The following is a 14,034-nucleotide window of genomic DNA, read 5'->3' as shown; positions in this document are numbered from 1 at the left end:
CATTCACTCAGATAATTCATTGATTCTTTTCTCAATTAATAATTTTAACTCCTTCAATTCATCTAATTCCCCATATTTATTAATAAAGGTTTTAGCTGAACTCTTCGCACTTTGCTTTCGAGCTTTTTCCCTGTTTCTTTCCCTATAAGCTTGAGTTGCTCGTTTTTGCGCTTCAGATGTCTTCTTTTCAGTCATTATTTATCCCTCATTTTCTTAAAATATAATATTGAGTTAAACACTACTAAAATTAAACAAATTGAATAAATAACAATCATGGAGTAATCGAAGAATTTTGGATCGTTCCAGTTAACCATTTCAATCAAAACATACAATGCAAATGCAAAGGCAATACCATAACTTATATTTTTCATAATTAAATGGATATGATAAGATAAGGGTGAAGGAGGGGTTAACCTCCTTCGGTGTTATTTGCGACGTTTCTTCTTTGCGGGAGGGCGTCGCTTTTCTTTTTTCTTACTTTGTCTAATATCTTTGATGTTCTTTGCTGAACTTGTTAGTAAATGAATCACCGTTGATATTGAGATTAAGTAAGTTAAAACCTTATCATAATCCACTTTGTTCACCTCCTTTCTATATTTTGATTATATACCATGGCTTATAAAATGTCAACAATTTCCATCGTGAATATTAAAAAAGTTTTTCACCTAAATAGGTGAGTTATCATGTTTTTATTTCTTTAAATCAATATTTGATTTTAAATATATACTGACAAATAAAAAAGACCATTAATTTTAGGTTAACGGTCTAACAAAAGCAATTATGAATTTCTTAATTTATCTTTTATATCTTCATTAGTAATTTCTCTTATAAAATCACTATGTATTTCTAGGGTTTCATGAATTTTTTTAGGACCAATTTTTAATATAACTACTTGTAAACCTTCTCTTCTAGCAAATTTGATTGCTGGAACAAAATCCGAATCACCAGTAACTAAAATTATTCTATCTACTAGTCTTTTGCTAGCTAACCAAGCTACATCCAATCCTATTTTGATGTCAACGCCTTTTTGTTGGAATTCAGGGGTGAAATGGTCATCAGAGAGTTTTTCGTTAAACTGAGATGTAATAAATTTATTTTGAACCCATTTTTTTAGCTTCCATCCTCTAAATCTCGTATCTCCCACTCTAACAGCCATTAGTTCTTTTTTTGAAAGTGTAGCAAGCAATTCTGTTGAGTATTTTGCTATTTCAGAATCTTTGAATTCAACTTCTGTTTTTGAGATGGGTTTTTCAGTTTTTTGTTTACTATGCTCACCTTGGTAAAAAAATATCCTATAAACTTCTTCATCTTTGTTCTTTGCCAGATCGTTTAAAAGTAAACTTATTTCATCAGCAGTAGGATATTTAGTTTCGTTTAAAGCATCTTTAATTCTGTGCATTAAAAATTGACCATCAACAATTATAGCTACTTTTTTCAAATAGAACACCCCTAACTAAAGTAAAAACCCTGCCCATAGGTATAGTATTGGGGGCAGGGTATAGGTATTATTATGAACAACGAAATGTTCGCTTTCGTTGTATTTATAATATATGCAAAATAAAAGTTTGTAAACACTTTTTAAAGAAAAAATTAGCTAAATTTTTAGCGTATTTTCTCTTTATTTTACATTATTTTTTGTATAAATCATTACGACAAAAATATCGATTTAAAAAATGGATTATTTATGATGCTTTTTATTAGCAAAAATACCACAAATTTTAGGTAAATATCTAGGCTACATAATTGCCTAGAAAAATTCGCATTGCAATAATAAGAACAAATGTTCTATAATTGATTGAAACAAACGTTCTATAAAAGGAGTGGTATCAATGAAAAATCAGTTATTAAAAGCAATTCAACGTAATCAGTTGATTGATATGATGTACATCGCAAAAAGCGGAGAAATCACAAAGCGACGTATTAAAGTAACCAAAGTATTAGATGATAAGTTTAATGCTTATTGCTTTTTAAAACATGCTAATCGAGTGTTTTGTATTGATAATGTTCTTGCGTTGGTACCAGTTATCCGAAAAGAGCGTGAAGTGATTTGATTGATTTTAATGCTGCTGAATTAATACATAAACATATTATCCTTGATTTAACAAAACGAACTTTAGAACGTGATCTAAACCATTTAAATGATATTAAAATAAATCGTCCATTAGCTTTGTGGATGGAACAACAAATAATTGTAGTTCAAAATGAATTAAGAGAAGTAAAATCCCAATTAGGGAAGAATGGTATTAAAGTTCAAGCAGAGATTCGTATCGATAAAGATATTACTGAATACATAATCTTATTTAAGGGGACTGAACATAATCGGAGATATTTTAATGTTGCACTTAAAAATAAAGTTGATGATGAAATTAAGCGATTATTGAATGTGCAATAAAAAAGCCACTCGAATGAGTGACTAAAAATGTTCGACTATCTTCCTTAAGACTTCTCAATTTTCTCTTTTTAATTTGAAGAATTGTTTAGTCGATATCTCATTTTTGGAAAAGTGTTTGAGATGTAAATCAAGTGTTTACTAATTCATCATTGTTTATACATAACAAGTGATTAGTATTCAAAATAATGATATTGATCTGCAGTAGTTTCAAGGTTGTCAATATCAAAAAAATCAAAATCAAACTTATATAGAGTATTGTTCGAGACGTCTAAAGTAAATGGATTATATTCATCCTTTTCACCGTAATCATTTCTTCTTTCGGTCGCTATTCTTATTTCCACATCATATTTAGAATTATTTTTTTGTAAATATTCTAGAATTTTCACTGCAGATGTTTTGGCCAATTCTTCTGTTAGATCATAATAAAATAAATGAATGTTTAATTCATTTTCAAATATATATAACTCTTTAAAATTATCACCAAAATCATTTTTCAAATCTGTTGTATATAAATCAGTATATTTACGTCTATCCTCAAAATCCCTCATTTCTTGTTCTTCTTGTGCGGCTTCTTTCTCTATTTTTTCTTCTCTATACCCCTGATTTAAATACCCAAAAAGAAATAATACACCCACTGTTAAGAGGGTAAGTAATAATAATCGTTTCAAGAATATCCCCCTAAATAATTTATTTATGGATAATTATAGCAAAGTATATAAAAAGAAAACAGACAACCGAGAATAGTTGTCTGTCTGTTTTAACTGTTTCCACCAATATGCCACCGTTATTAAATATTTTGATTAAATATATTCAGATATAAAAAAGTATAATTTGATATAAAAGTTCTCGTAAAGATAGACTGTTGAAAGATTTGAAAGTTATAAAAAGATATAACAGAATAAACCTTAATACTCTCTCTCTACAAGAAGCGTTTATGGCTGTATTGAAAATGGATGACAATAATAAAAAATAATCATCTAACGTTTCAAAAGGTTGTGTTTTAACGTTATTGAAATATGAGCGGTGGGGATTACTACTGTTTATAATTACAACAGCATCTGCTTTTGCCATCAATGAATGAAAGGACATAGCGGTCTTCTATTATTGAAGATTTGCTATGTCTTTTATTTGATGTTACTTGTTAAAGTGTAAAGGATATTTGATTATTTACCCGTTTTATTATGAATGATCCATTCGGTTAGTTGATATGCGTGGATTAAAGAAAAGGCTATGATTTTAGAGTCCTCCCTCGAAAGTTCTAAACCATTCATAACATAATTATTACCATTGAAATAGACAGCAATCATCTTTTCTAATCTTTCAGCAACATCAATAACTTTCAATCTTTAATCTCTCCTTGTCGATAGTTTTCAGCTTCGGGTCAATTGAATTGAAAGATCTATTAATACGATGTATTGCTAAACATTATAATTTAAAGGATTTAGTAGATGAATACTCTCTCTTAATCTACTTTTTCTGAAAAAAATTAGTTCGGTATAATTTAAAGCATTTCGTAGGATGAAATGTCATTATTTAGACCAATTTACGCTATTAAATATATTATTTGGAAAAACAGTAATTGAACTAGTGCAATAGTCGATAATAAAATTGGAAGGTAAGAAAAAATATTGGATACAAAATAGATAGAATTGTATACAGAAAAGTCTTACTAATATAGGTTTTTAGCAGGTTAAGCTTTCTTTTTGGAAGTTGACCTGTTTTTTATTGCAACATATAAAGAATAACGTGAAATGGACTGAAAAAAATCGTTTCATTTTTGCTCTTTATGAAATAAATTCGCTATAGTACAATTTGTCTATAAAAACCAAGCTTAGAACTAAACTTTGCTAAAAGTTGATATTTACATGATTTGATTTTCTTCATTTGATAAAACAGCGAAGGAGATGTAGTAAAGATGAGTAATATGGGGCAAGTAGAAATTCCAGAATGGTTTGAATTAGATGGCTTAGAAGTGTTGAACACAATTATAAATGATCAGCAGCTAAATGGTATTTTATTAGCCGGTGATAATTTGGAGCAAGCCCGTCCGTACAATCCTGTCGTCAGAATATACTTAATTAACTTACAACAAGAAAAATATGAGATTGTAAGGGAAGTCGGTGCAGTTACTTTTAAGTCTAAAGAAGAGGTAACTGACTTCGCATCAAATATAACATCTTATTCATTAATCGATTTATTTTATAATCTACATAATAAACAAATTGAAGTTACAATATAATTTTCATGGACCTGTTTTTACGGGTCCTTTTTTTATTAAATTAAAATGTTTTTGAACTGTAAAATTGAAATTTTATATTGAAAGGGTACAATAGAGAGAAATGGATATTTTTCATTAGAAAGAAGGGATTTTAATGGCGCGAGGTGTCTACATACATATTCCTTTCTGTCATCAAATTTGTAATTACTGTGATTTCAACAAAGTATTTTTTAAAAATCAACCAGTTGATGAATATATAGAAGCTGTTGGAAAAGAAATTGAAATGGCTGTCCGCAAATCACCGGAACAATTTCAAGAAATTGAAACGGTCTACCTTGGCGGTGGAACGCCTACCGCATTATCAGCAAAACAAATTACTAGGCTATTACATCATATCAATTCTATACTCCCGACGAATCAACTAATCGAATTTAGTTCCGAAGCAAATCCTGATGAATTAACAGAGGATAAGCTGGAAGCATTAATAAACGGTGGAGTAAATCGATTAAGTATGGGCGTACAATCCTTTGATCAACAACTATTGAAAAAATTAGGACGTACCCATACGAATGAGCATGTATATGAAACGATTGAACTGGCAAAGAAGATTGGTTTCGATAATATGAGTATTGATTTAATGTATGGTTTACCAGGTCAGACGATGGAACAATGGGAAGATACTTTAATGAAGGCATTGGAATTGGATCTTCCTCACTATTCAGCCTATTCTTTAATTGTTGAACCAAAAACGATTTTTTATATCCAGTATGCAAAAGGGAAATTAAGCTTACCTACTGAAGATTCGGAAGCAGATATGTATGAATTATTAATGAAGAAGATGGCTGAAAAACAAAAGGAACAATATGAAATAAGCAATTTTGCTATGGATGGCCATATTTCAACACATAATAAAATTTATTGGGATAATGATGAGTATGCTGGTTTCGGAGCTGGAGCCCATGGTTATTTGCGAGGAATCCGTTATTCGAATTATGCCCCAATAAAGAAATATATTGAAACAATCCAAAATAATGAACAACCGCTCCTCCGGGAACATAAAGTATCTTTTGAAGAAAAATGTGAAGAGCAAATGTTTTTAGGATTACGAAAAAATGAGGGTGTTTCCTTTGAACAATTTGAGAAAAAATTCGGTGTATCGATGAAGAAACTTTATGGGAACACAATTGAACAACTAAAAATCGAAGACTTATTGCTCGAAGATGAAAAAGGTGTGAAGTTAAGCCATAAAGGTCGTTTTGTCGGCAATGAAGTTTTTCAACGTTTTTTATTGGAAGATTAAAGCGATTCCGTTGACATCATTTGAGAGATTTGATAATTTAAATATAGTATTAGCACTCTAAGTTAATGAGTGCTAACAGAGGTGATGACTATGTTAACAAATCGACAATTACAAATTTTGCAAGTAATCGTTGATGATTTTGTTAATTCAGCTCAACCAGTAGGGTCACGCCAAATTTCGAAGAAAGAATGGATCACTTATAGCCCTGCAACTATCCGAAATGAGATGGCTGATTTAGAGGAATTAGGGTTTTTAGAAAAAACACATACTTCTTCTGGACGTGTACCTTCTGAAAAAGGGTATCGATATTATGTGGACCATTTGTTACAGCCTATTTCAATGTCTGAAAGAGAAATTGGGTTAGTTCAATCTATTTTTAAAAATCAAATTGTAGAGATGGAACAAGTAATTCGTGAATCTGCCAATATATTGTCTGATTTAACATCCTATACAACGATTTTACTTGGACCAAATGTAAGCAAACATCGTGTGAAACGATTCCAAATTGTTCCTTTGACTGAGCAAACAGCTGTTGCGATTATTGTGACAGATAATGGACACGTGGAAAATCGCACCATTACTCTCCCTCAAGGATTTATTCCTGTAGATATAGAAAAAACAGTTAACATTTTAAACGAACGTTTAGTGGGTGTTTCATTGCTCGAACTGCAAAGTCGACTTGAATTAGAAACCTTTGAAGTACTAAGGCAGCATGTAAAAACAGCAGATTCTATTATCCAATCTTTAAAAAATGTTGCTTTCGCGCAAAATGAAGGGAAAATTTATTTTGGCGGAAAAACAAATATGTTAAATCAACCCGAGTTTCACGATTTAAATAAAGTTCGCGCCTTAATGGAGATGATGGAAAAAGAGAGTCAAGTGATCTCCCTATTCCATCCTGGTGACAGAGGAATCCATATTCGAATTGGTTCTGAAAATAATCATTTGGCGATGGATGATCTAAGTGTTATTACAGCCACATATTCCGTTGGCAAAGAGCAAGAAGGTTCCATTGCGATTATTGGACCAACACGTATGGATTATCAACGTGCTGTTTCTTTATTAGATGTGATGCGAAGTGGACTTTCTCGTGTGCTCTCAAATAAATCGACTAATGGGTTATAAGGAGGATTCATTGTGTCTGAAACGACAGAAAACAAACAACAAGAAGTAACAGAAGAAGTAACAGAACAAACAAATGAAGAAGTAACGAATAACACGGAAAATGAGCAAAACGAGGAACAAACGGAACTAACCGTTGAAGAGCAATTAAATTTAAAAATTGCGGAATTGGAAACGAAACTTCAAGAAGAAGAAAATCGTTTCTTACGTTTACGTGCGGATTTTGATAATATGCGTCGCCGTAATCAACTTGATAGAGAAGCTTCTGAAAAATATCGAGCTCAAAAATTACTGACTGACTTATTACCGGTTCTAGATAATCTTGAACGGGCGTTACAAGTGGAAGTGAGCTCCGATGATGCAGTTTCTTTATATAAAGGCATTGAAATGGTCTATAAAACATTTATCGAAGCTGCAAAACAGGAAGGATTAGAAGTCATCCCTGCTGAAGGGGAAGCTTTCGATCCAACTGTACATCAAGCAGTCATGCAAGAAAATGTTTCTGAAAAAGAATCTGGCATTGTTATACGCGAACTTCAAAAAGGATATAAATTAAAAGATCGTGTATTAAGACCATCAATGGTTTCAGTAAATGAATAATAAACGTATTTAATTTAGAAAGAGCACAAATGGTGTTTTAAATAATAGGAGGCAAAATTTAATATGAGCAAAATTATTGGTATTGACTTAGGGACAACAAACTCTTGTGTAGCAGTATTAGAAGGTGGGGAACCAAAGGTAATTCCAAATCCAGAAGGTAACCGTACAACTCCTTCTGCTGTTTCATTTAAAAATGGTGAACGTCAAGTTGGGGAAGTGGCAAAACGCCAATCAATTACAAACCCTAACACAATTTTGTCTATTAAATCAAAAATGGGTACTTCTGAAAAAGTAACAATTGAAGATAAAGAATATACTCCTCAAGAAGTATCAGCAATGATTTTACAATACTTAAAAGGATATGCTGAAGAATACTTAGGTGAAAAAGTAACGAAAGCTGTAATTACTGTTCCAGCTTACTTCAACGACGCTCAACGTCAAGCAACAAAAGATGCTGGTAAAATTGCTGGTCTTGAAGTAGAACGTATTATTAACGAACCAACAGCAGCAGCCCTAGCATACGGTTTAGATAAACAAGATCAAGATCAAAAAATTCTAGTATTTGACCTTGGTGGTGGTACATTCGACGTATCAATCCTTGAATTAGGGGATGGCGTATTCGAAGTACTTGCTACTGCTGGGGATAACAAACTTGGTGGAGATGACTTCGACCAAAAAGTAATTGATTACTTAGTTGACGAATTTAAAAAAGAAAATGGTATTGATTTATCGAAAGATAAAATGGCTATGCAACGTTTAAAAGATGCGGCTGAAAAAGCGAAAAAAGATTTATCTGGTGTTACATCTACTCAAATTTCATTACCATTCATTACAGCAGGAGCTGAAGGTCCACTTCACTTAGAAGTAAACTTAACTCGTGCAAAATTCGATGAAATTACGCGTGATTTAGTAGAACGTACAATTATCCCAACTCGTCAAGCTCTTAAAGATGCTGGCTTAAGCGCATCAGATTTAGATAAAGTAATTTTAGTTGGTGGTTCTACTCGTATTCCAGCAGTTCAAGAGGCAGTTAAACGTGAAACTGGTCAAGAGCCACATAAAGGTGTAAACCCAGACGAAGTTGTCGCAATGGGTGCTGCAGTTCAAGGTGGCGTATTAACGGGTGATGTAAAAGATATCGTTTTACTTGACGTAACTCCGCTTTCTCTTGGTATTGAAACAATGGGTGGCGTATTTACAAAATTAATCGAACGCAACACAACAATCCCAACTTCAAAATCACAAGTTTTCTCAACAGCTGCTGATAACCAACCAGCTGTAGATATCCATGTGTTACAAGGTGAACGTCCAATGGCTGCTGATAACAAAACTTTAGGACGTTTCCAATTAGCTGATATCCCACCAGCACCACGTGGTGTACCTCAAATCGAAGTAACATTTGATATTGATAAAAACGGTATCGTTTCAGTTAAAGCAAAAGATTTAGGTACTCAAAAAGAGCAAACAATTGTAATTCAATCCGATTCAGGTTTATCTGATGAAGAAATCGAACGTATGGTAAAAGATGCTGAAGCAAATGCTGAAGCTGATGCAAAACGTAAAGAAGAAGCAGAACTTCGCAATGAAGCAGACCAATTAGTGTTCCAAGTGGATAAAACTATTTCGGATCTTGGGGAACAAATTACAGAAGACGAGAAAAAATCAGTTGAAGATGCAAAAGAGGAATTGAAAAAAGCATTAGAAGCTGGTGAAATCGAAGGAATTAAATCGTCGAAAGAAAAATTAGAAGGCGTTTTACAACCTTTAGTAATGAAAGTCTATGAACAAGCAGCAGCAGCGGCTCAAGCGGCACAAGGTGAAGCAGGAGCAGATGCTGGTAAAAAAGACGACGGCGTTGTAGATGCTGACTTTGAAGAAGTAAAAGACGATAAATAATTTTCAGATGATAAGATAGATGGGAACAAGAAAAAGTCAAAGCCTGAAAATGGACTTTGACTTTTTCATTGCAAATAGATGTCAATTTTGAAAATTTGAGATAATAAAAACAAACTTCATATACAGTATATTTTGAACATGTTACAATATACGTTATGTAAAAGAGCGGAGTGTGACCGATGAGTAAACGCGATTATTATGAAGTGCTTGGTGTAAGTAAAAGCGCTAGTAAAGATGAAATCAAGAAAGCGTATCGCAAACTTTCTAAACAGTATCACCCTGATTTAAATAAAGAAGCAGGTGCTGATGAAAAATTTAAAGAAATAGCTGAAGCGTATGAAGTGTTAAGTGATGATTCGAAACGCGCCCAATATGACCAATTTGGTCATGACGGTCCAAGTCAAGGAGGATTTGGCGGATTCGGTGGTTCCGGATTCGGTGGCTTTGAAGATATTTTCAGTTCATTTTTCGGTGGAGGAAGCCGTCGGTCTGATCCGAATGCACCAAGAAAAGGGGATGATCTACAATACCGTATGAACATTTCCTTTGAAGATGCTGTATTCGGTAAGCAAACAGAAATTGAAATTCCAAAAGAAGAAACTTGTGATACATGTCATGGATCTGGGGCAAAACCAGGTACAAGTCCAAAAACATGTTCAACATGTAATGGTTCCGGTGAAGTAAATCAAGCAGTTGATACGCCATTTGGACGTATGGTTAACCGTCGTACATGTAGCACATGTCGTGGAACAGGTAAAATTATTACAGATAAATGTTCATCTTGTCATGGAGCTGGAACAGTTCAAAAACGTAAAAAAATCAAAGTTACAATCCCTGCCGGAGTTGATGATGGTCAACAATTACGCGTATCAGGTCAAGGAGAACCAGGTATAAATGGTGGACCAGCAGGGGATTTATATATTGTATTTAATGTGAAAAACCATCCATATTTTGAACGGGATGGCGATGATATTTACTACGAATTAAAATTAACTTTCCCTCAAGCGGCTTTAGGAGATGAAATCGAAGTTCCTACAATTCATGGGAAAGTAAAATTAAAAATTCCAGCTGGAACTCAATCGGGAGCTCAATTCCGAATTAAAGATAAAGGTGTTAAAAACGTCCATGGTTATGGAACTGGTCACCAATATGTCATCGTGAAAGTCATGACACCAACAAAATTAACGGAAAAACAAAAGCAATTGTTGCGTGATTTTGCTGAAATTAGTGGCGATATACCAGAAGAACAAGGTAGTTCTTTATTCGATAAAATAAAAAAAACATTTAAAGGCGAATAAAATCAATGCGTCCATTACGTTGGACGCTTGACTTTATTAAGAAAAGCCCAACTTACTAAAATTTATAGGAGGAGCTGATTGCAAGTGAAATGGACAGAATTGTCGGTTTTAACAACAAACGAAGCGGTTGAAGCGATTTCAAATATTTTTCATGAAGCAGGCGCGAGTGGTGTTGTCATAGAAGATTCAACAGAAGTGAAAAAAGAAAGGGTAGATCAATTTGGAGAAATTTATGATTTAAATCCAAAAGATTTTCCAGTAAGTGGAGTAGTAGTCAAAGCTTATTTACCAGCCTCTAGTTTTTTGGCGGAAACTGTTGAAGAAATAAAGCTTGCAATCTCGAATCTTATTAATTTTGATATTAACCTTGGGGAAAATATTTTCACGATTTCTGAAGTGAATGAAGAAGATTGGGCAACAGCTTGGAAACAATATTACCACCCAGTAAAAATTTCTGAGCGCTTTACTATTGTTCCTACATGGGAAGATTATACACCGGTTAGTACGGATGAACTCATCATAGAACTTGATCCAGGTATGGCCTTCGGTACAGGGACTCACCCTACTACTGTTATGTGTCTACAGGCTTTAGAAAAAGTGGTTAATAAAGGGGATACAGTCATTGATGTTGGAACAGGATCGGGTGTTCTTTCCATTGCTGCTGCATTGCTCGGTGCTAAAAACGTCCATGCCCTTGATTTAGACGAGATAGCGGTAAAATCAGCACGGGAAAATATCAAACTGAATAATGTACAACATGTTGCAAAGGTGTTTCATGGTAATTTGCTAGATACTGTAACAGAACAAGCGGATGTTGTGGTGGCAAATATCCTTGCTGAAATTATTATGACATTTACTGACGATGCTTTCTCTATTGTTAAACCAGGGGGATTATACGTTACATCGGGGATTATCAGTGCGAAAAAAGATAGCGTAAAATCAGCTCTAGAAAAATCAGGTTTTATCATCGAAGAAGTATTAATGATGGAAGACTGGGTTGCAATTATTGCAAGAAGACCATAATAAGGAGGAGTTGTCCCATAAAGGGTCAACTCCTTATCATTTTACAAGAAGTTTTCCATTTATCTAGGAGGTGTGATGAAATGCAACGTTATTTTTTAGATGAACCTTTTAACCAAGAAAAAGAGATAACGATTACTGGTGAAAATGCCCGTCATATTTCTAAAGTGATGCGTATGACTACTGGAGATCGAATTGTTGTTGTTTCGAATAACATAGCATATATTTGTGAAATTTTATCTGTTGGGCAAGAAATTGTTGTAAAACAAACCGGTGAAACAATCCCCTCTTCTGAAATGCCTATTCAAGTACATATCGCGTGTGGATTACCGAAAGGGGATAAGTTAGAGTTTATAGCTCAAAAGGGAACGGAATTAGGAATGTATGCTTTAATTCCCTTTAGTGCGGAACGTTCCATTGTAAAGTGGGATGAAAAGAAGGGTGAGAAGAAAACCGAAAGACTTCAAAAAATTGCTCAGGAAGCTGCGGAACAATCCCATCGAAATCATGTTCCGACTATATCCAACCCGATTTCCTTTAAACAATTAATTCGTACACTTTCGAACTATGATGTCGTATTTATAGCGGATGAAGAAGATGCTAAAAAGGAAGTGCGTACGAGATTTGCGGATAAGCTGAAAAAAGTGTATGATAATGAATTGAAGTCTATTTTATTAATTTTCGGTCCTGAAGGTGGCATTTCAAGAAATGAGGCACAAAGTTTATTAGATGCTGGAGCTGAGACAATGTCTCTTGGACCTAGAATATTGCGTGCAGAAACCGCACCATTATATGCGCTATCTGCCATTTCCTATGAATTTGAATGAAAGAGGTGTACTAGCCTTGTCAACGGTGGCTTTTCATACATTAGGCTGTAAAGTAAACCATTACGAAACAGAAGCAATCTGGCAGCTTTTTAAAGAACAAGGATATGAACGTACTGAATTTGAACATCAAGCAGACGTTTATGTCATCAATACATGTACAGTAACAAATACAGGAGATAAAAAATCTCGCCAAGTGATTCGTCGTGCTGTCCGTCAAAATCCTGATGCAGTAATTTGTGTAACGGGTTGCTATGCTCAAACATCACCTGCAGAAATTATGGCAATCCCAGGTGTAGATATTGTTGTCGGAACACAAGATCGTCAAAAGATGCTTGGTTATATCGAACAATACAAACAAGAACGTAAACCAATTAATGCGGTTGGAAATATAATGAAAAACCGTGTTTATGAGGAGTTAGACGTTCCTTATTTTACAGACCGTACCCGTGCTTCCCTTAAAATTCAAGAAGGATGTAACAATTTCTGTACGTTCTGTATTATTCCATGGGCTCGTGGTTTAATGCGTTCCCGGGATCCTCAAGAAGTAATTCGCCAAGCACAACAGCTAGTAGATGCTGGTTATCTTGAAATTGTTCTTACTGGTATTCATACTGGTGGATATGGACAAGACTTTAAAGATTATAACTTAGCACAATTACTTCGTGACCTTGAAGCAAATGTAAAAGGATTAAAACGTTTACGAATTTCTTCCATTGAAGCTTCTCAATTAACGGATGAAGTGATTGAAGTATTGAAAAATTCAAATATCGTTGTTCGACATTTGCACATTCCAATTCAATCGGGTTCAGATACCGTTTTAAAACGAATGCGTCGGAAATATACAATGGATTTCTTTGCAGAACGGCTTGAACGTTTAAATGATGCGTTACCGGATTTAGCGATCACTTCTGACGTTATCGTTGGTTTCCCAGGAGAAACTGAGGAAGAATTTATGGAGACGTATAACTTTATTGCTAAACATAAATTTGCCGAGCTTCACGTCTTCCCGTTCTCTAAACGTACAGGTACACCTGCTGCAAGAATGGAAGATCAAATCGATGAAGAAGTGAAAAATGAACGAGTACACCGTTTACTTACATTAAACGATCAATTAGCAAAAGAGTATGCTTCTCGCTTTGAAGGAGAAGTATTAGAAATTATCCCTGAAGAACAATATAAAGAATCAAACGAAGAAAACTTATTTGTAGGGTATACAGACAATTATTTACGTGTTGTCTTTGAAGGTAATGAATCGATGATCGGAAAACTTGTAAAAGTGAAGATTACGAAAGCTGGCTACCCAAATTGTGAAGGTCAATTTGTACGTGTATTAGAAGAACAAGTACAATAAAGGAAAACGG

The 14,034-nt window shown here is 34.0% G+C and carries 16 protein-coding genes; 11 read left to right on the top strand and 5 right to left on the bottom strand.

Annotated elements, in window-relative coordinates; genetic code table 11:
* Positions 1-3: 3 nt before the first annotated feature.
* From MHH69_RS10800 to MHH69_RS10790, 3 genes are all read right to left on the bottom strand, one after another.
* Positions 4-195, bottom strand: coding sequence for a hypothetical protein (locus tag MHH69_RS10800; RefSeq protein ID WP_341362303.1), 192 nt, complete (start codon positions 193-195; stop codon positions 4-6).
* A gap of 230 nt (positions 196-425) precedes the next feature.
* Positions 426-575, bottom strand: coding sequence for a hypothetical protein (locus MHH69_RS10795; RefSeq protein WP_341362302.1), 150 nt, complete (start codon positions 573-575; stop codon positions 426-428).
* A 203-nt stretch (positions 576-778) separates the two neighbouring features.
* A complete protein-coding gene (locus MHH69_RS10790) occupies positions 779-1,438 on the bottom strand; it encodes an NYN domain-containing protein (protein ID WP_341362301.1) in 660 nt (219 codons plus the stop codon).
* A gap of 391 nt (positions 1,439-1,829) precedes the next feature.
* On the opposite strand from MHH69_RS10790, the gene MHH69_RS10785 reads away from it, so the two are divergent.
* Both MHH69_RS10785 and MHH69_RS10780 read left to right on the top strand, forming a co-directional pair.
* A complete protein-coding gene (locus MHH69_RS10785) occupies positions 1,830-2,051 on the top strand; it encodes a transcriptional regulator (RefSeq protein WP_341362300.1) in 222 nt (73 codons plus the stop codon).
* Positions 2,048-2,392, top strand: a complete 345-nt coding sequence (locus tag MHH69_RS10780; protein WP_341362299.1) for a hypothetical protein — start codon at positions 2,048-2,050, stop codon at positions 2,390-2,392. Before MHH69_RS10785 ends, MHH69_RS10780 begins: the two co-directional genes overlap by 4 nt.
* A gap of 170 nt (positions 2,393-2,562) precedes the next feature.
* On the opposite strand, the gene MHH69_RS10775 is transcribed toward MHH69_RS10780, so the two are convergent.
* Entirely contained in the window at positions 2,563-3,060 is a 498-nt protein-coding gene (locus MHH69_RS10775; RefSeq protein WP_191708547.1) for a hypothetical protein, read from the bottom strand.
* 495 nt (positions 3,061-3,555) lie between these two features.
* Entirely contained in the window at positions 3,556-3,735 is a 180-nt protein-coding gene (locus tag MHH69_RS10770; protein WP_341362298.1) for a hypothetical protein, read from the bottom strand.
* Between the two features lie 572 nt (positions 3,736-4,307).
* On the opposite strand from MHH69_RS10770, the gene MHH69_RS10765 reads away from it, so the two are divergent.
* The 9 genes from MHH69_RS10765 (at position 4,308) to mtaB (ending at position 14,024) form a co-directional block, all read left to right on the top strand.
* The gene (locus tag MHH69_RS10765) at positions 4,308-4,631 is read left to right on the top strand and encodes a hypothetical protein (RefSeq protein ID WP_122971359.1); all 324 of its coding nucleotides are present in this window, start codon (positions 4,308-4,310) and stop codon (positions 4,629-4,631) included.
* Positions 4,632-4,764: 133 nt separating this feature from the next.
* On the top strand, positions 4,765-5,910 hold the full coding sequence (gene hemW, locus MHH69_RS10760) for a radical SAM family heme chaperone HemW (RefSeq protein WP_341362297.1): 1,146 nt from the start codon (positions 4,765-4,767) through the stop codon (positions 5,908-5,910).
* Positions 5,911-6,000: 90 nt separating this feature from the next.
* A complete protein-coding gene (gene hrcA, locus MHH69_RS10755; protein WP_341362296.1) occupies positions 6,001-7,035 on the top strand; it encodes a heat-inducible transcriptional repressor HrcA in 1,035 nt (344 codons plus the stop codon).
* Between the two features lie 12 nt (positions 7,036-7,047).
* Positions 7,048-7,632 carry a nucleotide exchange factor GrpE gene (grpE, locus tag MHH69_RS10750; protein ID WP_341362295.1) on the top strand — a complete coding sequence of 195 codons (585 nt, stop codon included), beginning with the start codon at positions 7,048-7,050 and terminating at the stop codon, positions 7,630-7,632.
* A gap of 63 nt (positions 7,633-7,695) precedes the next feature.
* Positions 7,696-9,528, top strand: a complete 1,833-nt coding sequence (dnaK, locus tag MHH69_RS10745) for a molecular chaperone DnaK (RefSeq protein ID WP_122971355.1) — start codon at positions 7,696-7,698, stop codon at positions 9,526-9,528.
* A gap of 179 nt (positions 9,529-9,707) precedes the next feature.
* On the top strand, positions 9,708-10,826 hold the full coding sequence (dnaJ, locus tag MHH69_RS10740) for a molecular chaperone DnaJ (protein ID WP_122971354.1): 1,119 nt from the start codon (positions 9,708-9,710) through the stop codon (positions 10,824-10,826).
* 84 nt (positions 10,827-10,910) lie between these two features.
* Positions 10,911-11,849, top strand: coding sequence for a 50S ribosomal protein L11 methyltransferase (gene prmA / locus MHH69_RS10735; RefSeq protein WP_341362970.1), 939 nt, complete (start codon positions 10,911-10,913; stop codon positions 11,847-11,849).
* A gap of 80 nt (positions 11,850-11,929) precedes the next feature.
* A complete protein-coding gene (locus tag MHH69_RS10730) occupies positions 11,930-12,673 on the top strand; it encodes a 16S rRNA (uracil(1498)-N(3))-methyltransferase (RefSeq protein ID WP_122971353.1) in 744 nt (247 codons plus the stop codon).
* 16 nt (positions 12,674-12,689) lie between these two features.
* The gene (gene mtaB / locus MHH69_RS10725; RefSeq protein WP_341362294.1) at positions 12,690-14,024 is read left to right on the top strand and encodes a tRNA (N(6)-L-threonylcarbamoyladenosine(37)-C(2))-methylthiotransferase MtaB; all 1,335 of its coding nucleotides are present in this window, start codon (positions 12,690-12,692) and stop codon (positions 14,022-14,024) included.
* The last annotated feature ends 10 nt before the right edge of the window (positions 14,025-14,034 follow it).

This window comes from Ureibacillus sp. FSL E2-3493 (genome assembly GCF_038077515.1).
Taxonomy (GTDB): Bacteria; Bacillota; Bacilli; order Bacillales_A; family Planococcaceae; genus Ureibacillus; species Ureibacillus halotolerans.
Note: the sequence above shows the minus strand (reverse complement) of the source record. Positions and strands in the feature narration are given on the sequence as shown.